The organism is Amycolatopsis dongchuanensis (genome assembly GCF_039542405.1).
Lineage (GTDB): Bacteria > Actinomycetota > Actinomycetes > Mycobacteriales > Pseudonocardiaceae > Amycolatopsis_E > Amycolatopsis_E sacchari.
Genome location: NZ_BAABIB010000054.1, coordinates 183,335 through 207,078 on the forward strand (window position 1 = coordinate 183,335; position 23,744 = coordinate 207,078).

The following is a 23,744-nucleotide window of genomic DNA, read 5'->3' on the forward strand; positions in this document are numbered from 1 at the left end:
AGATTCTAGTCTGTGCCGGAGGAGGCGGGCCGACGACGGCTCGCCGCGCCAGCGAGGAGGCTGCCCGTGAGAGCCGCCGTACTGAACGCGATCGGCGATGACAAGCTCGAGCTGCGTGACGACGTCACCACCGTGGATCCCGGGCCCCACGAGGTGCGCATCCGCGTGCGGGCCTCCGGCATCTGCCACAGCGATCTCTCCGCGATGGACGGCACGCTGCCCGCGCTCGCGCCGGGCATCGTCGGGCACGAGGGCGCCGGGGAGGTCGTCGAAGTCGGTTCGGCGGTGGCGCAGCTCGCTCCCGGCGACCACGTCACCGTCTCGTTCGTCCCGCCGTGCGGCAACTGCCCGAACTGCCTGCGGGGCGAGCCGAACCTGTGTTCCGTGCACGCGATCGCCGCGTTCACCACGCCGCGGTTCCGCCTCGGTGACACGCCGGTGTTCGGGTACGCCGGGCTCGGGACGTTCGCCGACGAGCTCGTCGTGCCGGCTTCGGGCGCGATCAAGGTCGATCCCGACGTGCCGTTCGAGACTGCCGCGCTCATCGCGTGCGGGGTGCTCACGGGCGTGGGCGCGGTGCTCAACACCGCGAAGGTGCGCCCGGGCTCGACGGTCGTCGTGATCGGGTGCGGCGGCGTGGGCATCTCGGTCATCCAGGGCGCGCGGCTGGCCGGGGCGACGACGATCGTCGCCGTCGACCCCGTCGAGGGCAAGCACGCCATCGCGAAGCGGTTCGGCGCCACGCACGCGACCACACCGGAGGGGCTGGAGGAGCTGAAGCAGCAGGTCACCAACGCCGAGGGGTTCGACTACGCCTTCGACGTCGTGGGCCTGCCGGTCACCATCCGGTCGGCGTGGGACAGCGCGCGGCGCGGCGGCTCGGTGGTCGTCGTCGGGGCGGGCCGCGGGGACGCGATGGTGCAGTTCAGCGCGCAGGAGCTGTTCCTGCACGACAAGAAGATCCTCGGCTCCTTCTACGGTTCCTCGCACGTGCACCACGACACCGGGCAGATGCTGCGGTTCTGGCGCGCCGGCCTGCTGGACCTCGACGGCATGATCTCCCGGCGGCTGACCTTCGACGAGCTCAACGACGGGCTCGCCGTCCTGCGTGAGGGCAGCACGGACGTCATCCGCCAGGTGGTGACCCTCGGGTGAACCGCGTCGCCATCGTCACCGGCGCCGGAGCCGGGCTCGGGCGCGCGGAGGCCCTCGCGCTCGCCCGCGACGGCGTCGCCGTGGTGGTCAACGACGTCGCCGAGACCGACGTGGTGGACGAGATCGAGGCGGCGGGCGGGAAAGCCTTGCTGGTCAAGGGAGATGTGGGCGAGCGGGAGACCGCCGCCGCGCTCGTGGCCGTCGCGCTCGAGCACTTCGGCGGGCTGCACGTCGTGGTGAACAACGCGGGGGTGCTGCGGGACCGGATGATCTTCTCGATGTCCGACGAGGAGTGGGACACGGTCATCAGGGTGCACCTGCGGGGGCACTTCCTGTTGACGCGCAACGCGACCGCGCACTGGCGTCAGCAGTCCAAAGTGGACGGAAATCCTGTCTACGCCAGGATCGTCAACACTTCGTCGGAGGCGTTCCTCTTCGGCTCGGCCGGACAACCCAACTACGCCGCCGCCAAGGCCGGGATCGCGGCGCTCACCGTGGCCACCGCCCGCGGCTGCGCGCGCTACGGCGTCCGTGCCAACGCGATCTGCCCCCGCGCCCGCACGGCGATGACGCAGGCGGCCTTCGGGGACGCGCCCGAAGGACCCGACCCGCTTTCGGTGGACCACGTCGCCCCGTTCGTCGCCTTCCTCGCCTCGCCCGAGGCGGAACCCGTCAACGGCCAGGTCTTCGTCGTGCACGGCGGGAAGGTCGCGCTCGTGCGGCCGCCGTCGCTGGAACGCACGTGGGATCTCGCCGGACTTTCCGAGCTGCCAGCCCATTTCGCCGGCCGCGACCAGATGTTCGCCAGTCAGGAGCTGCTATGACCCTCACCGTGCAACCGCACCGCGAATCCGTCGGGCTCAAGACCGGGCAGCTGCTCGTCGACGGCCAGTGGGGTCCCGGCGGCGGCGGAACCTGGACCCACCTGCACCCCGCCACCGGCGAGGCGATCGGCGAGTTCGCCGTGGCGACGGCCGAGGACGTGGACGCGGCGGTGTCGGCCGCCCGCCGTGCCTTCGACTCCGGCGCCTGGTCGAACTCCCGGGCGGGCACGCGGATCAAGCTGCTGCACCGCTACGCCGAGGCGTTGCGCGAGCACGCCGAGGAGCTGCGTGCGTTGCAGGCGCTGGACAACTCGGTGCCGTTGTCGTTCAGCGGGAACATCTACGCGACCTCGGTCGAGGCCGCCGCGGACGTGTTCGACCACCACGCCGGGTGGGTGGACAAGCTCGGCGGGCAGACGCTGCCGCCGTACCAGGGCGGCGACCACCTCGCGATGACGTTCCGCGAACCCGTCGGCGTCGTCGCGGCGATCCTGCCCTGGAACGCGCCGTTCCTGCTGTTCGCCCAGAAGCTCGCGCCCGCGCTGGGCGCCGGGTGCACGGTGGTGCTCAAGCCGTCGGAGTACTGCACGTTCACGGTGCTGCGGATGGTCGAGCTGCTCGTCGAGGCGGGGTTGCCGCCGGGCACGCTCAACGTCGTGACGGGGCCCGGCGATCCGGTCGGGGAAGCGCTCATCACGCACCGGGACGTGGACAAGATCAGCTTCACCGGCAGCCGTCGCGTCGGGCAGCGGATCGTCGAAGCGTCGGCCGGGACGCTCAAGCGGGTTTCGCTGGAGCTGGGCGGCAAGAGCCCGGCGCTCGTCTTCGCGGACGCGCCGAACGTCGGGCTCGCGGCCGCGACGACGATCGGCGCGGTCACGATGGGCCTGTCCGGGCAGGCGTGCGTCGCGAACACGCGCGCGCTCGTGCACCGGGAGGTCTACGACGAGTTCCTCGCCGCCGCGCAGGGCATGGCCGCGGCCATCACCTACGGCGACCCGTTCGACCCGGGCGTGCTGGCGTGCCCGCTGATCAACGAACGCCAGCTGGAGCGGGTGCTCGGCTACATCGAGCGCGGCAAGGAGGAGGGGCGGCTGGTCACCGGCGGCGAACGGCTCGGCGGCGACCTCGCGGCCGGGAACTTCGTGTCCCCGACGATCTTCGCCGACGTCGCCAACGACGCGACGATCGCGCAGGAGGAGATCTTCGGCCCGGTGCTGGCGGTCGTGCCGTTCTCCGAGGAGGACGAGGCCGTCCGGCTCGCCAACGACACCGAGTACGGGCTCGGTGCGAGCGTCTTCTCCGCCGACGCCCAGCGCGCCTTCCGCGTCTCACGCAAGCTGCGGGCCGGGACGATCGGCGTCAACGGCTTCCAGATCGAGCCGCACCTGCCGTTCGGCGGGTTCAAGCAGTCCGGGCTGGGCCGCGAGGGCGGGTTGTCGTCGATCGAGGCGTACACCGAGCTGAAGTCGGTGTTCATGCCGCTGACGGACGAGATGATGTAGATGGGCAGGCTCGACGGGAAGGTCGCGTTGATCACCGGTGCGGCACGTGGCCAGGGCGCCGCGGCCGCCCGGCGGTTCGTCGCCGAGGGCGCGCGCGTGACGATCGCCGACGTCCTCGACGACGAGGGCAAGGCGCTCGCCGACGAGCTCGGCGCGGCCTACCAGCACCTCGACGTGTCCAGCGAGGACGACTGGGCTGCGGCGGTCGAGCGCACGGTGGACGAGTTCGGCTCGCTGACCGTGCTGGTCAACAACGCGGGGATCCTGCACTTTTCGGAACTCGCGAAGACCAGCCTTGCCGACTACGAACGGGTCATCAGGGTCAACCAGATCGGCGCGTTTCTCGGCATGCGCTCGGTCGTTGAACCCATGTCCCACGCGGGAGCCGGTTCGATCGTCAACGTGTCCTCAGTGGAAGGACTGGCCGGGATGCCCTACCTCGTCGCCTACACCGCGAGCAAGTTCGCGATCCGCGGGATGACGAAGGTGGCCGCGCTGGAGCTCGGGCGCAAGGGCATCCGGGTCAACTCCGTGCACCCGGGCATGATCGACACCGCGATGGTGTCGGAGGCCGCGGGGGGCGCCGAGATCGACACGTCCTGGGTGGGCAAGAAGGTGGCGCTGGGCCGGGTCGGGCAGCCGGAGGAGATCGCGAGCCTCGTGGTCTTCCTCGCCAGCGACGAAAGCTCGTACAGCACGGGCGCGGAGTTCGTCGCCGACGGCGGTGCGACGGCGACGCATGCCTTGAAGTTGTGACCGCGGCGCGCAGCGCCTCCGTGAGGGGTGGTGGTCGGGCTGGCGGGTGGGCGTGACCGCGGCGCGACAGCGCCTCCGTGAGGGGTGGTGGTCGGGCTGGCGGGTGGGCGAGTGATCAACTTCACCGGGAGGGCGCCGATCCGATCATGTGAACACCGCTAACGGAAAGCGGGCACACATGGTGAGCGAGACTCACGAGCGACGAGGCTGAGGGGTCGGCGGAGGTGTGATGGGTTCGCGCAGTGGCACGGTCGCGGTGCCGGGCTCCGCCGCGCTGGCTCAGGTGGGGCGGCTCGCGACGCTGGGCTGGGAGGTGCTGTGCGCGATCCCGCGCCGGCCGTTCCAGTTCCGCGAGTGGATCCAGCAGTGCTGGTTCTTCGCCAGCGTCACGATCCTGCCCACCGCGCTCGTCGCGATCCCGTTCGGCGCCGTGATCGCGCTGCAGCTCGGTTCGCTCACGCAGCAGATCGGCGCGCAGTCGTTCACCGGCGCCGCGAGCGCGCTCGCGATCGTGCAGCAGGCGTCGCCGCTCATCACCGCCCTGCTCGTCGCGGGCGCGGGCGGCAGCGCGGTCTGCGCGGACATCGGCGCGCGGAAGATCCGCGAGGAGATCGACGCGATGGAGGTGCTCGGGGTCAACCCGATCCAGCGCCTCGTGGTGCCGCGCGTGCTGGCCGCGATCGTCGTGTCGATCCTGCTCAACGGGCTGGTCAGCGTGGTCGGCGTGCTCGGCGGCTACTTCTTCAACGTCGTGATGCAGGGCGGCACGCCGGGCGCGTACCTGGCGAGCTTCAACGCGCTCGCGCAGCTGCCGGACCTCTACGTCAGCGAGGTCAAGGCGCTGCTGTACGGGTTCGTCGCCGGCGTGGTCGCCGCCTTCCGCGGGCTCAACCCGTCCGGCGGGCCGAAGGGCGTCGGCGACGCGGTGAACCAGGCCGTCGTGATCACGTTCCTGCTGCTGTTCCTGATCAACGTGGTGCTGACCGCCATCTACCTGCGGGTCGTACCACCGAAGGCGTTGTGATGACGACCGAGGCGCTGGAGGCGGACGAGCGGCCGGACCGGACGCTCGAACTCATCGCGCGCCCGGGTGCGATCTTCGAGGGCTTCGGGGAACAGCTGTCGTTCTACGTGCGGGCGCTCGCGTGGGCGCCCAGGACGTTGCGCCGCTACCTCCGCGAGACGCTGCGGCTGCTGACCGAGGTGTGCTTCGGCACCGGCGGCCTCGCCGTGATCGGCGGCACGCTCGGCGTGATGATCGGCATGACGATGTTCACCGGGCTCATCGTCGGCATGCAGGGCTACGCGGCGCTCAACCAGCTCGGCACCGCCGCGCTGACCGGGTTCATCTCGGCCTACTTCAACACCCGCGAGGTCGCGCCGCTAGCCGCGGGGCTCGCGTTGTCGGCGACCGTGGGCTGCGGGTTCACCGCGCAGCTGGGTGCGATGCGCATCTCCGAGGAGATCGACGCGCTCGAAGTGATGGCCGTGCCGAGCATGCCGTACCTCGTGACCACGCGCGTGCTCGCTGGGATCGCCGCCGTGATCCCGCTCTACGCCGTGGGCCTGCTGTCGTCCTACCTCGCCTCGCGGCAGATCACCGTGTGGCTCTACGGCCAGTCCGCGGGCACCTACGACCACTACTTCACGCTGTTCCTGCCGCCGGAGGACGTGCTCTGGTCGTTCCTGAAGGTGATCTTCTTCAGCGCGATCGTGATCCTGTCCCACTGCTACTACGGCTACACGGCGACGGGCGGCCCGGCGGGCGTCGGGGTCGCGGTCGGCCGGGCGGTGCGCACGTCGATCGTGCTGATCTCGCTGCTCGACTTCTTCCTCAGCCTCGCGATCTGGGGCGCGACGACGACGGTGAGGATCTCGGGATGAACCGGGCGATCCTGCGGCGCCGCCTGTGGCACCAGCTGCTGGGACTGGTCTTCCTCGTCGTGTGCGCGTTGTTCTTCGTCACCACGGTCGCGATCTACAAGAAGGCGTTCACGCCGGTGGACATGGTGCGGCTGGAGACCGACCACGTCGGCAACCAGCTCGTCGCCGGGTCGGATGTGAAGATCCGCGGGGTCGTGGTCGGGGAGGTGCGCTCGGTCAACGCGCTGGGCGACCACGCGGCGATCGACCTGGCGCTGGACCCGGGCAAGATCGGGCAGATCCCGTCGAACGTGTCGGCGCGGCTGCTGCCGAAGACGTTGTTCGGCGAGCGTTACGTGGCGTTGCAGCTGCCCGAGCGGCCGTCACACGAGCCGCTGGCGGCGGGCGACGTCATCCCGCAGGACCGCAGCAGTTCGGCGATCGAGCTGGAGAAGGTGCTCGACGACGTGATGCCGCTGCTGCAGTCCGTGCAGCCGCAGAAGCTGTCCGCCACCTTGAGCGCCGTCTCGACGGCGTTGCAGGGCCGCGGGGAAGAGCTGGGGCGGACGCTGACGCAGCTGTCGGACTACCTCAGCGGCCTCAACCCGTCCCTGCCGGACCTCAAGGCCGACATCACGAGCTTCGCCAACGTCACCGATGTCTACGACCGGGCCGCCCCGGACTTCCTGCAAGCGTTGTCCGATCTCACCACGACCAGCAAGACGATCGTCGACGAGCAGCAGCAGCTGACCAGGGTGTACGAGTCGGTGACGAACGTGTCGGCGGACCTCGGCACCTTCCTGCGGGTCAACGAGAACAACATCATCCGGCTGACCACCACTGCGCAGTCCACATTGGACGTCCTGGCGAAGTACGCGCCCGAGTACCCGTGCATGCTGCAGCAGTTCGCGGAGTCCGTGCCCCGCGCGTACGAGGCGTTCGGTCACGGCACGGACGAGATGAACCACGTCACGATCCGGTTCATCGCCGACCGCACGAAGTACCTGCCCGGCGAGGACGAGCCGCGGTACGAGGACAAGCGCGGCCCCCGCTGCTACCCGCAGGTCCTGCCGCCGGGGCGGTGGCCGCAGTACCCGCCGGGCGGGCCGATCAAGGACGGCTCGTCGCACCCGCCGGTGCCGCCGGGCGAGAACACCCCGTTGCCCAGCAACGGGATCATCGACGGCGGTTCGGGCACGACGGGTTCGCCCGCCGGCTCGCCCGCCGAACAGGACCTCATCGGCGTGCTCGCCGCGCCCGCGATGGACACCACGCCCGACCAGGTGCCGGGCTGGGCGAGCCTGCTGGTCGGCCCGCTGTACCGCGGGGCGGAGGTGGACGTGCAGTGAGGAATTTCGCCGCTCCGCTGATCAAGATCATCGTCTTCGCCGCGGTCACGATCCTGCTCACCGGTATCCTCGGCGCCACCATCGCGAACACGAACTTCGGCGTCACCGCCGGCTACACCGCCCGCTTCACCGACGCCTCAGGGCTGCACGAGGGCGATGACGTGCGCATCGCCGGTGTGAAGGTGGGGCAGGTGGACCGGATCGAGGTCGCCGAGGACGCCGACCGCACGCTCGCCGACGTCCACTTCACGGTCTCCTCGGCCTACCGGCTGCCCGCCGCGGTGACCGCGACCGTCAAGTACCGCAACCTGGTCGGCCAGCGCTACCTCGCGCTCGGGACCACTGTGGACGGTGACGGGACCCTGCCGGAGGGTGGCGTGATCCCGCCCGAGCGCACGCAGCCCGCGCTCAACCTCACCGTGTTGTTCAACGGTTTCAAACCGCTGTTCGCCGCGCTCGACCCGCAGCAGGTCAACCAGCTGTCCTACGAGATCATCCAGGTGTTCCAGGGCGAGGGCGGCACGATACAGAGCCTGTTGACGCACACCGCGTCCGTCACCTCCGCGATCGCGGACCGGGACAAGGTGATCGGGCAGGTCATCGACAACCTCAACACCGTGCTGGCGACCGTGAACCAGCGCGGGCCGCAGCTGGGGAACCTGATCGACCAGACGCAGCAGCTCGTGACCGGCCTCGCACAGCAGCGGCAGCCGATCGGCGACGCGCTCTCGGCGCTGGGCGAGCTCACGAACGTCACCGCGGGGCTCGTGCAGGACGCCCGGCCCGCCGTCAAGGACGACATCGAGCAGCTGGGGGTGTTGTCGGCCAACCTGTCCGACTCCGGGCAGCTGCTTGACGAACTGCTGCGGAAACTGCCGGGGAACCTGGACAAGTTCACGCGGACGCTGAGCTACGGCAGCTGGTACAACTACTACCTCTGCGACCTGACCGGCACGATCGGCATCTCCTCGCTCGACATCACCCTGCCGTTGCTGCCCATCCCGGGCACCGAGCTGCCGGAGAGGTGCAAGCCGTGAAACGCCTGCGCGAACGCAACCAGGCCGCCGTCGGCGCGGTGACCCTCGTGTTGATCGTGCTCGTCACCCTGGTCTCCTACTTCTCCGACGAGCTGCCGCTGCTGGGCACGGGCACGACGTACCAGGCGTACTTCGCCGAGTCCGGCGGGCTGGTGCCGGACGACGAGGTGCAGGTCGCCGGGGTGAAGGTGGGCCAGGTCAGCTCCGTGGCGCTCGCGGGCAAGCAGGTGCTGGTCAAGTTCAAGGTCGAGGACACGAAGCTGGGGGCGGACACCACCGCCTCGATCGAGATCAAAACGTTGCTGGGCGACAAGTACCTGGCGCTGCAACCGAAGGGCGGCGGCGCGCTCGACCCGGACACGCCGATCCCGGTTTCCCGCACCACCACACCCTTCCAGCTCCAGGACGCGTTCCAGCAGCTGTCGCAGACCGTCGGCGACATCGACACCCGGCAGCTCGCGCAGAGCTTCGACGCGGTGTCCGCCGCGCTCCGCGACACCCCGCAACCGTTGCGGGACACGCTGAACGGATTGTCCGCACTGTCCAAAACGGTCTCTTCGCGCGACCAGGAACTCGCGAACCTGCTCAGCAACACCAGCCAGGTGTCGAAAACGCTTTCCGACCGCAACGCGCAGCTGCAACGCGTGATCGACGACGGCAACCTCCTGCTCACCGAGCTGCAGCAGCGCCGGGACGCGATCAGCCGCCTGCTCAAGGGCACCCAGGACCTTTCGGCGCAGCTGAGCGGGCTCGTCGCCGACAACCGCGCGCAACTGCGGCCCACGCTGGAGAAGCTGAACGACGTCACCACGATCCTCCAGCGCAACCAGGACAACCTCGGCCGCAGCCTCGCGCTGCTGGCGCCGTTCACGCGCGTGGGCACCAACGCGACCGGCAACGGCCGCTGGTTCGAGGGCTACATCTGCGGGCTGCTGCCACCGGTGATCAAGGCGGGCGGGCTGTCGGTCAACCCCGAGGGCTGCACGCCGCCGATCTCCGCGCCGGACCAGGGGGTGGGCAACCGATGACGATCGACAGCGAACCGAAGCGCAGCGCCTACCGGTGGGTGGCCACGGCGTGTGTCGCGGCGCTCGTGCTGACCGCGGGGCTGTGGCTGGTGTTCCGCGACAGCGGGGGCACGAAGGTGTCGGCGTTGTTCGACAAGACCGTCGGGCTGTACGCGGGCTCGTCGGTGCGCGTGCTGGGCGTGCAGGTCGGGCAGATCACGAACGTGACCCCGCAGGGCGACGTGGTGCGCGTGGACATGCGGGTCGACGACGGGGTGCAGATCCCGGCCGACGCGGGTGCGGTCGTCGTCGCGCCGTCACTGGTCAGCGACCGGTACGTGCAGCTCACCCCCGCCTACGACAGCGGGCCGGTCCTGGCGTCGGGCACGGTGATCCCGAAAGAACGCACCGCGACGCCGATGGAGATCGACGACCTCTACGGCAGCCTCGACAAGCTCTCGCAGAGCCTGGGGCCCAATGGTGCCAACGCGAACGGTGCGTTGTCGGACCTGCTCGACACCGCCGCGAAGAACCTCGACGGCAACGGCAAGAACATCAACGACACGGTCACCGAGCTGGCGGACCTGTCCCGGACGCTGGACGACTCCAAGGGCGACCTGTTCGCGACCGTGCGCAACCTCCAGTCGTTCACCACCGCACTGGCCGACAGCGACAGCCAGCTCAACCAGTTCTACACGCGGATGGCCGACGTCGCGGGCTTCCTGGCCGACGATTCCGCCGACGTCGGACGTGCGCTGTCGTCACTGGCCACGTCGCTCGGTGACGTGCAGAGCTTCGTCGAGGAGAACCGCGACCTGCTGACGTCGAACGTCGACAAGCTGGCGAGCGTGAGCAAGGTGCTGGTGGACCAGCGGGCCGCGCTCGCCGAGGTGCTCGACGTCGCGCCGACGGGCATGACGAACTTCATCAACTCCTACGACGCCGCCTCCGGCAGCATCGCGATCCGCTACAACGCCAACGAGTTCACCAACCCGCTCGTGACGACGTTGTGCCGGATCCTCAAGGCGTCCACGCCGGTCGGCCTGCCGGACGTGGTGTCGAACCTGTGCCAGGCGCTCCAGCCGGTGGTCGACGGCATCGCGAAGATCCCGTCGATCCCGCAGCTGATGGCCGACATCGGCAGCGGCAAACTGCCCCCGCTGCCGCTGCTGCCGCTCGTGTCGATCCCGGAGAACGGCTCGTGAAGCGGCTGCTGGGAGTGCTCGGACTGGTGCTGCTGCTGGGCGGCTGCGGCACCGGTGGTTTCGCCGGGCTGTACAGCACGCCGCTGCCCGGCGGCGCGGACCTCGGCGACCACCCGTACCACGTGACCGCGCAGTTCACCGACGTGCTCGACCTCGTGCCGCAGGCGAGCGTGAAGGTCAACGACGTGGCCGTGGGCCGCGTCGACAAGATCGACCTCGCGCCGGACACGCGCTCGGCGATCGTCAGCATGCGGGTCAACGGCGACGTGAAGCTGCCCGCGAACGCCTACGCGGACCTGCGGCAGTCGAGCCTGCTGGGCGAGAAGTTCGTCCAGCTGCGGGAACCGGAGTCCGGGGCGGAGGGCACGCTGGCGGACGGCGCGGTGATCCCGTTGCCGCGCACCAACCGCAACCCCGAGGTGGAGGAGGTGCTGGGCGCGCTGTCGCTGCTGCTCAACGGTGGCGGGGTGAACCAGCTCGCGGACATCACGCGTGAGCTGAACAAGGCGCTCACCGGCAACGAGGCGGAGATCCGCGCGCTGCTGTCGCGGGTGGACCAGCTCGCGACCGAGCTGGACGGCCAGAAGAGCGAGATCATCCGCGCCATCGACGGGCTCAACCGGTTGTCCAGCACGCTGGTCGGGCAGACGGCGAACCTGAGCAACGCGCTCGACAACCTCGCGCCGGGGCTCAAGGTGCTGACCGAGCAGCGGGACCAGCTCGTCGGGATGCTCCAGTCCCTCGACACGCTGTCCGGGGTCGCGGTGGACACGATCGACAAGAGCAAGGCGCAGCTGATCGACAACCTGAAAGCGCTGACGCCGACGCTCACGAAACTCGCCGAGGCGGGGCAGAACCTGCCCACCGCGCTGAAGATCCTGCCCACCTACCCGCTGCCGGACGTCGCGGGCGAGGTGGTGCGGGGCGACTACGCGAACGTGCGGGCGAGGCTGGACCTCGACCTCAGCGCGATCCTGCAGAACATCGCCAACGCCGGCCGGGTGCAGCTCTCCACACCCGCGGGCACGATCGGGCTGGGGCAGGGCACGCCGTCGTCGGCGCCACCGCTGCCGTTGCCCCAGCAGCCCGCGCCGCCACCGCAGCCGGAGGCGCCCAGCGGCGGGCTCCTCGGCGACCTGCTGGGTCCGCTGCTGGGAGGCGGTCGCTGATGTTCACCAGGCGGCACCGGCTCAAGCTGATCGCGTTCGGGCTCATCGCGGTCCTGTCGGTCGGCTACGTCGGCGGGAAGTACGTCGGGCTGGACCGGCTGTTCGGCGCGCGGGGCTACGTCGTGACCGCGCAGCTGGCCGACTCCGGTGGGATCTTCGTCAACGCCGAGGTGACCTACCGCGGGGTGTCGGTGGGCAAGGTCGTCGCGATGCGGCTGGACGACCAGGGCGTCGCCGTGGACCTGGACCTCGACTCGGGCACGAAGATCCCGGCCGACACGCAGGCCGTCGTCGCCGACCGGTCGGCGGTCGGGGAGCAGTACGTGGACCTGCGCCCCAGCTCCGAGGACGGGCCGTACCTGCACGACGGTTCCGTGATCCAGCGGGCGAAGACGGCGTTGCCGGTCTCGCCGGACACCGTGCTGGCCAACCTGGACCAGTTCGTGTCCAGTGTGGACCCGGCGTCGCTGCGGACGGTGGTCGACGAGACCTACGACGCGTTCGCCGGGACGGGCGGGGACCTGCAGCAGCTGCTCGACACCGCGGGCTCGTTCACGGCCACCGCCCAGGAGAACCTGCCGGAGACGGCGAAGCTGCTCGCGGACGGCCGCACCGTGCTGGCGACTCAGGAGCGGCAGGCGCAGAACATCACGGACCTCGCCGCCGGGCTGCGCCGGATCGCGGGGCAGCTGAAGACGTCGGACCCCGACCTGCGCCGGGTGGTCGACGAGCTGCCCGGGCTCGCGGACGACGTGGACCGCATCCTGTCGGTGTCCGGCACCGATCTCGGGGTGCTCATCGCGAACCTGCTCACCACCACGCAGATCACGTCCGTGCGCACGGACGCGATCGAGGAGCAGCTGGTCGCGCTGCCGGTGATCTCGGCGTTCACGCGGTCGGTGTGGTCGAACGGGGAGGGGCACCTGGGGCTGGTGCTCAACTTCTTCGACCCGCACTCCTGCACGAAGGGCTACGAGACCACGAAACAGCGTCCGGCGAACGACACCAGTGAAGCGCCCGCGAACACGCTCGCGTACTGCGCGGAACCGCCCGGCAGCCCGACCGAGGTGCGGGGCGCGGCGAACGCCCCGTACGCGGGCAAGCCCGTCAGCCCGGCGCAGACCCAGCCCGTGCCCACGCAGTCGCCGGCCGCGCAGCAGGCCCAGCTGCCGGGCCTGCTCGGGTTGTTGTCGGGGTCGGGTGCGACGGGAATCGGGCAGCTGCTGGGATTGCCGGGATGAGATCTCCCGGGTTGACGGTGGCGAGCGCGCTGGCCGCCGTGTCGGTACTGGCCGCCGCGTGGTTCGGCGGCTCGTGGTGGCGCGTCACGCACGACGACGTGGCGAAGCGGGCGGACGACCGTGACGCGGTGTCGGCCGCGGCGGGCGAGGCGCTGGCCGCGCTCAACACCATCGACTACCACGATCCCGGCCCCGCCGTGGACCGCTGGCTGGACGTGACGACGGGGCAGCTGGGCCGCACGCTCAGCGACGACCGGCAGGACCAGATCGCCCGCGCGACGGCGAGCAGGACGGTGGCGAGCGCCAAGGTGAACCAGGCGGCCGTGGCCGAGCTGAACGGCGACACCGCACGCGTCCTGGCCGTGCTGGACGTGCAGCTGAGCACGAACGGCGCGCCGTCGGCCACCAGCCGTGCCCGGCTGAACGCGACCCTGACCAGGACCGGCGGGGTCTGGAAGGTCGATTCCGTGCAGGCGGCGGCGTGAGCGGGGAGCGCAGGCGGGCGAACGTGCTCGCCGCACTGGCGGCGGTGGTCGTGCTGGCGACCGGGTTCGCGGTCTTCGCGGCGTTGCGGGCGTCGGCGGCGCACGGCGGCAACGTCGCGGTGGCGGACACGCGGGCGACGGCGGAGGTCGCGGACCAGATCAGCGCGGGCGTGAAAGCGCTCTTCTCCTACGACTACGCCAACCTCGCCCGCACCGAACGCGCGGCGGCGAGCGTGCTCGTGGACGAGGCGGTGGGGCAGTACCGGTCCGGCTACGAGGCGGCGAAACAGCAGGCAGTGGCGCAGAAACTCATCCGCACGACGACCATCGGCTCGATCGGCGTCTCCGACCTGCGCGGGGACACCGCCCGCGTCCTGGTGTTCCTCGACCAGCAGACCCTCGTCACCACGACGAACCAGCAGTCCTCGGCCTCGGCGGCCCTGTCGGTGACGGCACGCAAGGTCGACGGCACCTGGAAGATCGCGAGCATGACGGCCCTGTGAGGGGCCGCCCGTGTTTCTCGCGGCGGAGGAACGGGAAGCACCGGCGCGTCTGGTTGCGTACGAGGTGGTGAGCGGCTTGGTGGGTCATCCGGAGAGCGGCGACCGGCTGCGGGAGAAGATCGAGGCCGCGCTGGCCGCCGCCGATTTCGTGTGCACCAGAGCCGCGCGGTTGCAGGCCGAGGCCGCGCGGAAACGGGCGGAGGCGCGGCGACTCGTCCGGCGTTCGCGAGCGGCGCTCCGCGCGGATCCCATTTCGGGCGACGTTTTCGGTTGTGCATCTCCCCGGCGGTGGCACCATGAGGCGATGACTGGTGTTTCCCCCCGAAGCGACCAGAGGGACTGGGACGCGTCGCACCGTGACGACGCCGCCGAGAGGCGTGACGGCGCGGCCGAGCACCGCGACGAGCGCGCTGAAGAACGTGATCAGGCCGCCGATGCCCGCCGGACAGAGGTTCGCGGGATAGAGGGCGAACTCCGGGCCGGTCTACGCCGGGCCGGGCTGCGGGACGCCGCCGCGGCCCAGCGTGACGAGGAAGCCGGCCGGCGCGAGGACAGCGCCGTGGGCGCCGGGTTGTCCCCGGAGGAGCTGGGCGTGCTGTGGAAACACGCCAGGGCGGACCGCGAGGCCGCGGCAGCGGACCGGGCCGCGGCCGGCGCCGACCGGTACGCGCTCCGCACCTACCTGAACGAGGCGATCGGCCGGCGCGCGGCCGACGCCGGCGACCGTGGCGCGGCAGACTCGGACCGCCGGGCCGCGGCGTCGGACCGCGACCGCGCGCACACCGACCGGGACGCCGCCTCCGCCGACCGGCAGCAGAGCGCGGTCGAGCGGGCCATGAACGAGCACCCGGAGGACCTGTCGTGACGCTCGTCAGCGCGCGTAGAGGGACTCGATCGCGTTGGCGTAGTTCTTGCTCACCACGTTGCGCTTGAGCTTCAGGCTCGGCGTGATCTCGCCCGTCGCCTCGCTGAAGTCCTTGGCCAGTATCACGAACTTCTTGATCGACTCCGCGTGCGAGACCTGCTTGTTCGCCTCGTCGACCGCCGACTGGATCTCCGCGCGCAGGTCCGCGTCGTCGGCCAGGTCCGCCACCGTCGCCGACGCCGGCTTGCCGTGCTGCGACTTCCAGGCCGGGAAGAACTCCTCGTCGATCGTGATCAGCACGCCGATGAACGGCCGCCGGTCGCCGACCACCATCGCCTGGCTGATCAGCGGGTTCGCCCGCAGCGTGTCCTCAAGGCCGGAGGGCGCCACGTTCTTGCCGCCCGCGGTGACGATGATCTCCTTCTTGCGGCCGGTGATCTTCAGGAAGCCGTCGTCGTCGAGCTCGCCGAGGTCGCCGGTGTGGAACCAGCCGTCCTCCAGCGCCTCCTTGGTGGCCGTCTCGTTGTTGAAGTAGGACCGGAAGACCACGTCGCCCTTGAGCAGCACCTCGCCGTCGTCGGCGATGCGCACCGACGTGCCCGCGACGGGCCGCCCGACCGTGCCGACGCGGAACGCCGTCTGCGTGTTGACGTTCGCCGCGGCCGACGTCTCGGTCAGGCCGTAGCCCTCGAACACCGGCACGCCGATGCCGCGGAAAAAGTGGGCCAGGCGCGGGCCCAGCGGCGCGCCGCCGGACACCGCCGCGATGCACCGGCCGCCCAGCGCCGCCCGCAGCTTCGAGTACACGAGCTTGTCGAACACGAAGTGCTTCGCCTTGAGCCCGAGCCCCGCGCCGCCGGAGTCCTTCGCCTCGCTGTAGGCGACCGCTACCGACTCGGCGGTGTCGAAGATCTTGCCCTTGCCCTCGCTGTGGGCCTTCTGCTTCGCCGAGTTGTAGACCTTCTCGAACACGCGCGGCACGGCCACCACGAACGTCGGCCGGAACGTGCCGAGGTCGGCGACCAGGTTCTTGACGTCCGGGGTGTGGCCCAGCGTGACCCGCGCGGTGATGGCCGTCACGGCGATGGCGCGCGCCAGCACGTGCGCCAGCGGCAGGAAGCACAGCAACGAGTTGCCCGGCTCCATCAGCTGCGGGAACGCCGCGATGTCCGCGCGGATCTCGGCGAGCAGGTTGCGGTGGGTCAGCTCCACGCCCTTGGGGCGCCCCGTGGTGCCCGACGTGTAGACGACGGTCGCCAGCTCGTCGGCCCGCACCGCGCGGCGGCGCTCGTGCACCGTGTCGTCGGCGACCTTCGAGCCCAGCGCGGTCAGTTCCGCCACGGCGCCCGGCGCGTGCTCGGCCTCGATCTGCCACACGTACTGCAGGTCCCCGAGCCGGTCACGCACCTCGTCGACGGCCGCGAGGTGCTCGCTGGTCTCGACGAACACGCCCTTGGCACCCGAGTCGGACAGGATCCAGTGCACCTGCTCCGGGGAGGAGGTGTCGTAGATGGGGACGGTGACCGCGCCCGCGGCCCAGATCGCGAAGTCCAGCAGCTGCCACTCGTACCGGGTCTTGGACATCAGCCCGACCCGGTCCCCGTGTTCGATCCCCGCTTCGACCAGGCCTTTTGCCGCGGCGAGCACCTGGGCGGCGAACTCGCGGGAGGTGACGTCCAGCCAGGACCCGTCGACCTGGCGCCGGAAGCTGATGGCCTCCGGGAACCGCTCCGCGTTCGCCCACAGGATGTCGCTGAGGTTCTCGTCATCGGCTACCGGCTTCGCTGCCGGGGCGCTGTACTCGCGCACGGGGGACCTCCGCGTCTTCGGTGTTACTCGCCGGTCAACTTAGCGTCAGTACCACCTTACGACCAAGGCCGGGCGGCCATGACATCCTGAACCCCGTGAGCACGCCGCCCGCCATCGACGTCGTCGACGAGACCTTCCTCGCGGTGCCGCCCGCCACGGTGAAAGCGGCCTTCGCCGCGCCGGCCGCCTGGCGTCGTTACTGGCCTGACCTGCGGCTGGAGGTCTACACCGACCGCGGTGACGAGGGTCTGCGGTGGACGGTCAAGGGCGCGCTCGTGGGCACCATGGAGGTGTGGCTGGAGCCGGTGCTGGACGGCACGCTGCTGCACTACTTCCTCCGCGCGAGCCCGGCCGGGCTGGTCAGGCCACGTGATCTCCGTCGCGAAGGCGACCGGCGGGCGCGTGCCGCGAAGGCGATCGCGCTGGAGCTGAAGCAGATCCTGGAGGATGGACGCGAGCCGGGGATCCCGCCCTCGAAGATAAGCTGAAAATCATGCGCGTACATGTCGTCTCCGACGTGCACGGCAACGCGGAGGCGCTCGCCAGGGCCGGTGAGGGCGCCGACGCGCTGATCGTGCTGGGGGACCTGCTCGACTTCGTCGACTACCACCAGCACGACAAGGGCATCCTCGGCACGCTGTTCGGCGCCGAGAAGGTCGGCACCTTCGCCCGGCTGCGGCGCGAGGGCAGCCGCGACGAGACCATCGCCTTCTCCCGCTCGCTCTGGGAGAGCCTCGAAGACCCGGGCGCGGCGGTCGAGGAGGCGATCCGCGAGCAGTACGCCGAGCTGTTCGCCGCGATGACCGCACCCACCTACGCCACGCCTGGCAACGTCGATTCGCCGCACCTGTGGCCCGAGTTCGCCGGAGACGGCGTGACGCTCGTCGACGGCGAGGTGGTCGAGATCGGCGGGGTGCGGTTCGGCTTCGTCGGTGGCGTCGTGCTGCCGCCCGGCGCCACCGTCCGGCGGACGAACCCGGTGTGGCGGCCGTACCTGCGCACGCGTGACGAGTTCGACGCCGCGGTCGACAAGCTCGACGACGTGGACGTGCTGTGCACCCACGTCCCGCCCGCCTTCCCCGAGCTGACCTACGACGTCGTCGCCCGCAGGCAGGAGCTGGGTTCCACCGCGCTGCGCGCGCTGATCGCCGAGCAGCGGCCCCGCTGGTCGCTGTTCGGGCACGTGCACCAGCCGCTGTCCGCGCGCCTGCGGACGGGCCGGACCGAATGCCGCAACGTCGGGCACTTCAAGGCCACGGAACGTCCGTACGTGCTGAGGCTCTGACCGCCCGGTAACCTCTCCGCCATGGCCGACCAGTCCACGCAGTCCATCGACGTCGACGCGCCGCCGGAGCGGGTGATGGCGGTGATCGCGGACTTCGGGTCGTACCCGGAGTGGGCGAAGCAGGTCCGTGAGACCGAGGTGCTCGCCACCGACGGCGACGGCAACCCGAAGCAGGTCAAGCTGACCCTCGACGCGGGGCCGATCAAGGACGTCTACACCCTGGAGTACGACTGGGCGCCCGACGGCCGGTCGGTCAGCTGGCACCTCGTCAAGGGCCAGATGCAGAAGGCGCAGGACGGCCGCTACGAGCTGGCGCCGACCCCGTCCGGTGGCACGAAGGTCACCTACACCCTGTCCGTCGAGCTGGCGCTGCCGATGATCGGCCTGCTGCGCCGCAAGGCGGAGAAGATGGTGATGGACACCGCGCTCAAGGAGCTGAAGCGCCGGGTGGAGGACCTCGGCTGAGATGCGGCTGCTGCTGTTCACCGGCAAGGGCGGGGTCGGGAAGACGACGCTCGCCGCGGCGACGGCGGCCGGGCTCGCGACGCGCGGGTACAAGACGCTGGTGGTCTCGACCGATCCGGCGCACTCGCTGGGGGACGCGTTCGCGCAGCGGCTGGGCGCCGAGCCCGCCGAGGTGGACCACTGCCTGCACGCCGCGCAGGTGGACTCCCGTGGTCTGGTCGACGACGTGTGGCAGGAGCTGCGCGGGAAGCTGCGGTCCGCGCTCGCGGGGGCGGGGATCGACTCCCTGGACGCCGAAGAGCTGACCGTGCTACCCGGGGTCGACGAGCTGCTCGCGCTCACGGAGGTACAGCGGCTGGCCGAGTCGGGGCGGTGGGACGTGGTGGTCGTGGACTGCGGGCCGACGGCCGAGACGCTGCGCCTGCTCGCGCTTCCCGAGGCCGTTTCCGGGTATCTCAACAGGATGTGGCAAGTGAAGCTCGCGGGCCCGCGCGGCACCGTCGAGGCGGTGCGGCGGCTGGCGGCACACCTGGAGTCCCTGCGGCGGCTGCTCACCGATCCCGCGACGACCGGCGTGCGGCTCGTGCTGACCCCGGAACGCGTCGTCGTCGCCGAGGCGCGGCGGACGCTGACTTCCCTTGCGCTGCGCGGGATCCGCGTCGAGGGCGCGATCGTGAACCGGCTGATGCCCGCCCCCGGCGTGTGGCGGGGCGCGGCGGCGTCGTGGTTGCGCACGCGGCGGCGGGAGCAGGACGCCGTGCTCGCCGAGCTGGGCGGGGCGGGGCTGCCGGAGTTCGCACGGGTCGAGCACCGGGCCGCCGAGCCCGTGGGCCTGCCCGCGCTGCTGGAGATCTCCCACGAGCTTTACGGTGACCAGGATCCGTTGACGCTCAAGGACGGCACTGAAGCGCCCCTGCTGCACGTGTCCGAAGTGGACGGTGGTTACGAGCTGCGGGTGGCGATGCCGCTCGGGCCGGACGCCACACTGGAGCTGGCACGGGTGGACGACGAGCTGGCGATCACCGTCGACGGTTTCCGCCGCCTGATCGCCCTGCCCGAGGCGCTGCGGCCCTGCTCCGTCACCGGCGCCGCGTCCGACGCGCGTGGCCTGGTCGTGTCGTTTACCCACCCCGGAGGGGCCGAATGAGCGAGACCGACGCGACGAGCCTCGCCGAAGAGGTGCGGCTGCTCGTGGACATGGTGGTGGAGCGGGCCGCGCCGTGGCTGGACGGCCTGGTGGCCGCGGGCCACGGCCAGGGCGACCGTCCGGCGGGCGACTGCGGCTGGTGCCCGTTGTGCGCGGTGGTCGCCGTCGTGCGCGGGGAGCGGCCCGAGTTCGCCGCCCGGCTCGTGGAGCACCTCGGCCAGCTGGTCGCGCTGCTGCGTGCGGTGCTGGCCGACCGGTGGGATCCCGAGCACGGTTTCCACATGCCCGGCTTCGCGCCGGAACCCCCGCCGAAGCCGGAGAACCCGCGAGTGCAGCACATCCCCGTGCAGTGGCGCGGCGAGGAGTCCTGAGTGCACGCGATCGGGCTGGACGTCGGCGGCACGAGCGTCCGCGCCGCCGTGGTGGACGCGCAGGGGTCCATTCTGGACACCGACCGCGTCGGCACGCCACGGGACGAAAGCGCGCTGGAGGACGCGATCACGGGCGTCATCGAGGAGCTGCGCAACCGGCACGAGGACGTCTGCGCGGTCGGTCTCGCGGTCGCCGGGTTCGTCGCGAACGACCGGCGCACGGTCATGTTCGCCCCGCACCTGGCGTGGCGCGCGGCACCGGTCGCCGACCGCATCGCCAAGCGCGTGGACCTGCCGGTGACGCTGGAGCACGACGCGAACGCGGCCGCGCTGGGCGAGCACCGGTTCGGCGCGGCGCGGGGCTGCCGGGTCGCGGCGCTCGTGGCGATCGGCACGGGGATCGGCGCAGGGCTGCTGCTCGACGGCGAGATCTACCGCGGCGCGTACGGGGTGGCGCCGGAGCTGGGGCACCTGACGGTCGTGCCGGGCGGGCGCGCCTGCCCGTGTGGCAAGTACGGCTGCTGGGAGCGGTACTGCAGCGGCACGGCGCTCGCGGCGACGGCGATCGAGCTGCTGGCGCGGCACCCCGGGCAGTCGACGGTGCTGGCGCGCGAGGCGTCGGGCGACTTCGGGTCGATCACGGGACGGCGGGTCGCGGGCGCCGCGCGCGACGGGGACCCGATCGCGCAGCGCGCGGTGGCGGAGCTGGCGAAGTGGCTCGGCGAGGGGCTCGCGCTGGTGTCCGACGTGTTCGACCCGGAGATCGTGGTGATCGGCGGGGGCGTGTCCGGCTCCGCGCCGCTGTTCCTCGACGAGGCCCGCGAGCACTACACGGCGGCGATCACCGGTGCCCGGCACCGGCCGCTGGCGCGCATCCGCACCGCGCAGCTGGGCGACGACGCGGCGATGGTCGGGGCCGCCGCGCTGGCTCTGGAAGCGTGTGACAATGGCGGGGATGGACGGTGACGGTTTCGTCGAGTGCCTTGGCGGGCACCGGCACTGGGGCCGGTTCGGGGCCGCGGGACTGTTGCTGGCCGATCCGGAGCGGGGCGTGCTGTTGCAGCACCGCGCGTGGTGGACGCACCACGGTGACACGTGGGCGCTGCCCGGCGGTGCGCTGAACAGCTCCGAGGACCCTTGGCAGGCCGCGACGCGGGAGGCCGAGGAGGAGACCGGCATCCCCCGTGACGCGGTGCGGCCGCTCTCGTCGTGGACGGTCGACCACGGCGGCTGGACGTACACGACGGTCCTCGCGCAGACTGTGCGGCCGGTGCCGGAAATGGTGCTGAACGGCGAAAGCAACGAGCTGCGCTGGGTCGCTCCCGAGGACGTCGCGGACTACCCGCTGCACCGGGATTTCGCGTCGGCGTGGCCGGTGCTGCACCCGGAGCTGGGGCGGGAACTGGTGCTGGTCGTGGACGGGGCCAACGTCGTCGGCTCCCGGCCGGACGGCTGGTGGCGTGATCGCGCCGGTGCCGCGGGGCGGTTGCGGGACCGGTTGGCGGGCCTGGTGCGCAGCGGCGTGCGGGGCGAGGACTTCGCGGTGTCGGACGGACCGGAGTGGTCGTGGTGGCCGCGGGTCGTGCTGGTCGTGGAGGGCCGGGCGAAGGGCGTCGAACCGAGCGAGGACGTCGAGGTGGTCGCCGCCGAGCACGACGGTGACTCGGCGATCGTGGACACGGTGCGCGGCCTGCGCGCGGACCGGCCGTCGGACCACGTGACCGTGGTGACGGCCGACCGGGAGCTGCGCAGCCGCGTGACCGCGGAGGGCGCGGCGTACCTCGGGCCCGGAACCTTGCTGGCGGCGCTGGACGAGCTCACACGGTGACGACGAGTTTTTTCGCGGAGACGCCGGTTTTGAGGCGTCGCAGCGCCTCGGGGATCCGGTCGAGCCCGTTGCCGACGACGACCGCTTCCGGCGCGGCCCGGTAGGTCCCGCGCGCGAGCGCGGCGGGGAGGAAGTCCGCGTAGATCGCCGGGCCGACCTCGTTGTCCTTGAGCGTGCCGCCCCAGATCCCGCTCACCCGGACCCCGGGGCGGCGCGCGCGGGGTGAGCGCAGGCGCGTGACCTGCTCGGTCTGCGTGGACGTGACGCGCTTGCTGCCCTCGGTCCGCGACGCGATCCGGACGGCGGGCACGAGCGACCCCCGTCCGATCGCCAGCGAGCCGGCGAGCGGGCTGTCACCGATCGCACGCACCAGCTCGTCGACGGCCGTGCGGCTGTGGCGGTCCACCACCACCGCCGCGCCGAGCGACTTCACGTAGTCGAAGTTGCGCGGGGACGCCGTGGCGACAACGCGGTAACCGGCGTTGCGGACGAGCTGCACGGCGTTGCTGCCCACGCTCGTCGACGCGCCCCACACCAGGACCGTCTCGTGCCGTTCGGGGGCGTCGGCGGTGGGGAGCGCCAGCCCGAGGTGGTCCTGCTGGAACAGTCCGGTCGCGGCGGTGGACAGCGTCAGCGGCAGCACGGCAGCCTGCGTGAAGGAGAGTGAATCGGGGATGGGGGCGACCATGTGCTGCATGAGCACGACGTAGTGCTGGAAAGCGCCCTCCGCCGCACGGTTCTGCGACTTCTCGACGCCGAACGCGTGCCCGACGACGCGATCGCCGGGCCGCAACCGCGTCACCCCGGTGCCGACCTCGACCACCTCACCGGCGACGTCCGAGCCCACGACGGCCGGGTAGGTCAGCCACGGCACGACGAAGCGGTAGGCGAAACCCGGCATGCCGTCGACCGGGTTCACGGCCAGCGCCCGCGCCCGGACGACGACTTCGTTCGGCGCCGGAGGTGTGTACGGGGCGGGCCCCACTTCGAAGCGCGCGCCCCGCTTCGGCAGCCACAGCGCCAGGTTCTGTTCGGTCATGACGCTCAATCTAGGCAGTGTCTAGATTCTAGTCAATGTCTAGATTCGCGTAAGGTGGGAGGGTGCCCGATCGTCCCTTCCACCACGGCAACCTCCGCGCGGCCCTGCTCGACGAGGCGGAGAAGGTGCTGCGCGAACGGGGGGCGCGCGCGCTGTCCCTCCGCGAACTGGCGCGCGCGGCCGGTGTCAGCCACGGTGCCCCGAGGACGCACTTCATCGACCGGAACGCACTCCTCGATGCCTTGGCGGAGCGGGGTTTCCTCCGGCTGACGGCTGAGATGCGCACCGCCGCCGACGGTGCGACGGGCGACCACGCGGCACTCCTGCGAGCGGTGGCCTCGGCGTACGTGCGCTTCGCGGTGCGGGAACCGGCCCTGCTGGACCTCATGTTCGCGGCGAAGGTGGACGGGCCGTCGAAGGAGGTGCAGCACGCGGCGGAGGCCCTGTTCGAGACCATGGCGGGCATCATGAACGCGGGTGTGAAAGCGGGCGCCTACAACGCAAACGACGTAACCCGCTTCACACTCCTACTGTCGGCAACCATGCAAGGCATCGCGTCACTGGTAGCCTCCCGCCGAATCACCCCACCCCAAGGCGAATCCCTGATCGACGACGCGATCACAGTCTTCCTAGCCGGCGCAACAGCAACCGCCGCCCGGCAACGCAACGGAAGCGGCCCCACCGCCCACACCCACCCCCACACCGATCCCCAGCCTCATTAGCGGTTGGCTCACCGTGTCAAGGGTGGCGGAGCCATCGCGAAGCGACGCCGTCAGGAGGGACTGTTTCAAGATCGGTGTTTCTGGCCCGACACGCCCGGGCTGAGGTCCGGCGGG

General features: G+C 71.1%; 25 protein-coding genes. 23 read left to right on the forward strand and 2 right to left on the reverse strand.

The features are described 5' to 3' along the window. Positions 1 to 66: 66 nt before the first annotated feature. From ABFX51_RS11865 to ABFX51_RS11935, 15 genes are all read left to right on the forward strand, one after another. Positions 67 to 1,155 (forward strand): zinc-binding dehydrogenase, encoded by a 1,089-nt coding sequence (locus ABFX51_RS11865; protein WP_091512908.1) that lies wholly within the window; start codon positions 67 to 69, stop codon positions 1,153 to 1,155. After that, complete coding sequence (locus ABFX51_RS11870; protein ID WP_091512912.1) at positions 1,152 to 1,979, forward strand: SDR family NAD(P)-dependent oxidoreductase; 828 nt, start codon at positions 1,152 to 1,154, stop codon at positions 1,977 to 1,979. Before ABFX51_RS11865 ends, ABFX51_RS11870 begins: the two co-directional genes overlap by 4 nt. Then, a complete protein-coding gene (locus tag ABFX51_RS11875; protein WP_091512915.1) occupies positions 1,976 to 3,484 on the forward strand; it encodes an aldehyde dehydrogenase family protein in 1,509 nt (502 codons plus the stop codon). The genes ABFX51_RS11870 and ABFX51_RS11875 overlap by 4 nt, the downstream gene beginning before the upstream one ends. Further along, a complete protein-coding gene (locus tag ABFX51_RS11880; RefSeq protein WP_346053739.1) occupies positions 3,485 to 4,240 on the forward strand; it encodes a glucose 1-dehydrogenase in 756 nt (251 codons plus the stop codon). A gap of 229 nt (positions 4,241 to 4,469) precedes the next feature. Continuing rightward, complete coding sequence (locus ABFX51_RS11885) at positions 4,470 to 5,264, forward strand: MlaE family ABC transporter permease (RefSeq protein WP_091512920.1); 795 nt, start codon at positions 4,470 to 4,472, stop codon at positions 5,262 to 5,264. Beyond that, positions 5,264 to 6,124: an MlaE family ABC transporter permease gene (locus ABFX51_RS11890; RefSeq protein WP_177228877.1), complete on the forward strand. Its 861-nt coding sequence runs from the start codon at positions 5,264 to 5,266 to the stop codon at positions 6,122 to 6,124. Before ABFX51_RS11885 ends, ABFX51_RS11890 begins: the two co-directional genes overlap by 1 nt. Next, a complete protein-coding gene (locus tag ABFX51_RS11895) occupies positions 6,121 to 7,452 on the forward strand; it encodes an MCE family protein (protein ID WP_091512926.1) in 1,332 nt (443 codons plus the stop codon). Before ABFX51_RS11890 ends, ABFX51_RS11895 begins: the two co-directional genes overlap by 4 nt. Next, positions 7,449 to 8,489, forward strand: coding sequence for an MCE family protein (locus ABFX51_RS11900; protein WP_346053740.1), 1,041 nt, complete (start codon positions 7,449 to 7,451; stop codon positions 8,487 to 8,489). The genes ABFX51_RS11895 and ABFX51_RS11900 overlap by 4 nt, the downstream gene beginning before the upstream one ends. After that, complete coding sequence (locus ABFX51_RS11905; RefSeq protein ID WP_346053741.1) at positions 8,486 to 9,517, forward strand: MCE family protein; 1,032 nt, start codon at positions 8,486 to 8,488, stop codon at positions 9,515 to 9,517. Before ABFX51_RS11900 ends, ABFX51_RS11905 begins: the two co-directional genes overlap by 4 nt. After that, entirely contained in the window at positions 9,514 to 10,701 is a 1,188-nt protein-coding gene (locus tag ABFX51_RS11910) for an MCE family protein (RefSeq protein WP_346053742.1), read from the forward strand. Before ABFX51_RS11905 ends, ABFX51_RS11910 begins: the two co-directional genes overlap by 4 nt. Beyond that, entirely contained in the window at positions 10,698 to 11,870 is a 1,173-nt protein-coding gene (locus tag ABFX51_RS11915) for an MCE family protein (protein ID WP_346053743.1), read from the forward strand. Before ABFX51_RS11910 ends, ABFX51_RS11915 begins: the two co-directional genes overlap by 4 nt. Continuing rightward, a complete protein-coding gene (locus tag ABFX51_RS11920) occupies positions 11,870 to 13,111 on the forward strand; it encodes an MCE family protein (protein ID WP_346053744.1) in 1,242 nt (413 codons plus the stop codon). Before ABFX51_RS11915 ends, ABFX51_RS11920 begins: the two co-directional genes overlap by 1 nt. Next, complete coding sequence (locus ABFX51_RS11925; protein WP_091512939.1) at positions 13,108 to 13,596, forward strand: hypothetical protein; 489 nt, start codon at positions 13,108 to 13,110, stop codon at positions 13,594 to 13,596. The genes ABFX51_RS11920 and ABFX51_RS11925 overlap by 4 nt, the downstream gene beginning before the upstream one ends. Further along, positions 13,593 to 14,099, forward strand: a complete 507-nt coding sequence (locus ABFX51_RS11930; protein ID WP_346053745.1) for a hypothetical protein — start codon at positions 13,593 to 13,595, stop codon at positions 14,097 to 14,099. The genes ABFX51_RS11925 and ABFX51_RS11930 overlap by 4 nt, the downstream gene beginning before the upstream one ends. A 304-nt stretch (positions 14,100 to 14,403) precedes the next feature. Further along, positions 14,404 to 14,964: a hypothetical protein gene (locus ABFX51_RS11935; protein ID WP_346053746.1), complete on the forward strand. Its 561-nt coding sequence runs from the start codon at positions 14,404 to 14,406 to the stop codon at positions 14,962 to 14,964. Between the two features lie 6 nt (positions 14,965 to 14,970). Here the strand turns inward: ABFX51_RS11935 and ABFX51_RS11940 are convergent, their stop codons facing one another. After that, the gene (locus ABFX51_RS11940; RefSeq protein ID WP_346053747.1) at positions 14,971 to 16,773 is read right to left on the reverse strand and encodes an AMP-dependent synthetase/ligase; all 1,803 of its coding nucleotides are present in this window, start codon (positions 16,771 to 16,773) and stop codon (positions 14,971 to 14,973) included. 95 nt (positions 16,774 to 16,868) lie between these two features. Here ABFX51_RS11940 and ABFX51_RS11945 point away from each other — a divergent pair, with 95 nt between their 5' ends. Genes ABFX51_RS11945 through ABFX51_RS11975 form a run of 7 tightly spaced genes read left to right on the forward strand, consistent with a single transcriptional unit; the run spans position 16,869 to position 21,869 of the window. Continuing rightward, positions 16,869 to 17,261 (forward strand): polyketide cyclase / dehydrase and lipid transport, encoded by a 393-nt coding sequence (locus tag ABFX51_RS11945; RefSeq protein ID WP_346053748.1) that lies wholly within the window; start codon positions 16,869 to 16,871, stop codon positions 17,259 to 17,261. Positions 17,262 to 17,266: 5 nt separating this feature from the next. Further along, entirely contained in the window at positions 17,267 to 18,058 is a 792-nt protein-coding gene (locus ABFX51_RS11950) for a metallophosphoesterase family protein (protein WP_346053749.1), read from the forward strand. A 21-nt stretch (positions 18,059 to 18,079) separates the two neighbouring features. Then, a complete protein-coding gene (locus ABFX51_RS11955; RefSeq protein WP_091512956.1) occupies positions 18,080 to 18,523 on the forward strand; it encodes an SRPBCC family protein in 444 nt (147 codons plus the stop codon). Between the two features lies 1 nt (position 18,524). Next, the gene (locus ABFX51_RS11960; protein WP_346053750.1) at positions 18,525 to 19,670 is read left to right on the forward strand and encodes an ArsA family ATPase; all 1,146 of its coding nucleotides are present in this window, start codon (positions 18,525 to 18,527) and stop codon (positions 19,668 to 19,670) included. Further along, a complete protein-coding gene (locus ABFX51_RS11965) occupies positions 19,667 to 20,041 on the forward strand; it encodes a hypothetical protein (protein ID WP_346053751.1) in 375 nt (124 codons plus the stop codon). The genes ABFX51_RS11960 and ABFX51_RS11965 overlap by 4 nt, the downstream gene beginning before the upstream one ends. 15 nt (positions 20,042 to 20,056) lie before the next feature. Further along, a complete protein-coding gene (locus ABFX51_RS11970; RefSeq protein ID WP_346053755.1) occupies positions 20,057 to 21,007 on the forward strand; it encodes an ROK family protein in 951 nt (316 codons plus the stop codon). Continuing rightward, positions 20,988 to 21,869 (forward strand): NUDIX hydrolase, encoded by an 882-nt coding sequence (locus ABFX51_RS11975; RefSeq protein ID WP_346053752.1) that lies wholly within the window; start codon positions 20,988 to 20,990, stop codon positions 21,867 to 21,869. Before ABFX51_RS11970 ends, ABFX51_RS11975 begins: the two co-directional genes overlap by 20 nt. On the opposite strand, the gene ABFX51_RS11980 is transcribed toward ABFX51_RS11975, so the two are convergent. Continuing rightward, the gene (locus tag ABFX51_RS11980) at positions 21,859 to 22,908 is read right to left on the reverse strand and encodes a zinc-binding alcohol dehydrogenase family protein (protein ID WP_346053753.1); all 1,050 of its coding nucleotides are present in this window, start codon (positions 22,906 to 22,908) and stop codon (positions 21,859 to 21,861) included. The genes ABFX51_RS11975 and ABFX51_RS11980 overlap by 11 nt on opposite strands. A gap of 62 nt (positions 22,909 to 22,970) precedes the next feature. Here ABFX51_RS11980 and ABFX51_RS11985 point away from each other — a divergent pair, with 62 nt between their 5' ends. Next, a complete protein-coding gene (locus ABFX51_RS11985; protein WP_091512967.1) occupies positions 22,971 to 23,630 on the forward strand; it encodes a TetR/AcrR family transcriptional regulator in 660 nt (219 codons plus the stop codon). Positions 23,631 to 23,744: the final 114 nt, after the last annotated feature.

Excerpts from the sequence above, each read along its gene's own strand:
- ABFX51_RS11960 (WP_346053750.1), top strand. The coding sequence starts at position 18,525 with ATGCGGCTGCTGCTGTTCACCGGCAAGGGCGGGGTCGGGAAGACGACG.
- ABFX51_RS11890 (WP_177228877.1), top strand. The coding sequence starts at position 5,264 with ATGACGACCGAGGCGCTGGAGGCGGACGAGCGGCCGGACCGGACGCTC.
- ABFX51_RS11895 (WP_091512926.1), top strand. The coding sequence starts at position 6,121 with ATGAACCGGGCGATCCTGCGGCGCCGCCTGTGGCACCAGCTGCTGGGA.
- ABFX51_RS11955 (WP_091512956.1), top strand. The coding sequence starts at position 18,080 with ATGGCCGACCAGTCCACGCAGTCCATCGACGTCGACGCGCCGCCGGAG.
- ABFX51_RS11965 (WP_346053751.1), top strand. The coding sequence starts at position 19,667 with ATGAGCGAGACCGACGCGACGAGCCTCGCCGAAGAGGTGCGGCTGCTC.
- ABFX51_RS11875 (WP_091512915.1), top strand. The coding sequence starts at position 1,976 with ATGACCCTCACCGTGCAACCGCACCGCGAATCCGTCGGGCTCAAGACC.
- ABFX51_RS11920 (WP_346053744.1), top strand. The coding sequence starts at position 11,870 with ATGTTCACCAGGCGGCACCGGCTCAAGCTGATCGCGTTCGGGCTCATC.
- ABFX51_RS11935 (WP_346053746.1), top strand. The coding sequence starts at position 14,404 with ATGACTGGTGTTTCCCCCCGAAGCGACCAGAGGGACTGGGACGCGTCG.
- ABFX51_RS11980 (WP_346053753.1), bottom strand. The coding sequence starts at position 22,908 with ATGACCGAACAGAACCTGGCGCTGTGGCTGCCGAAGCGGGGCGCGCGC.
- ABFX51_RS11925 (WP_091512939.1), top strand. The coding sequence starts at position 13,108 with ATGAGATCTCCCGGGTTGACGGTGGCGAGCGCGCTGGCCGCCGTGTCG.
- ABFX51_RS11950 (WP_346053749.1), top strand. The coding sequence starts at position 17,267 with ATGCGCGTACATGTCGTCTCCGACGTGCACGGCAACGCGGAGGCGCTC.
- ABFX51_RS11910 (WP_346053742.1), top strand. The coding sequence starts at position 9,514 with ATGACGATCGACAGCGAACCGAAGCGCAGCGCCTACCGGTGGGTGGCC.
- ABFX51_RS11885 (WP_091512920.1), top strand. The coding sequence starts at position 4,470 with ATGGGTTCGCGCAGTGGCACGGTCGCGGTGCCGGGCTCCGCCGCGCTG.
- ABFX51_RS11880 (WP_346053739.1), top strand. The coding sequence starts at position 3,485 with ATGGGCAGGCTCGACGGGAAGGTCGCGTTGATCACCGGTGCGGCACGT.
- ABFX51_RS11975 (WP_346053752.1), top strand. The coding sequence starts at position 20,988 with ATGGCGGGGATGGACGGTGACGGTTTCGTCGAGTGCCTTGGCGGGCAC.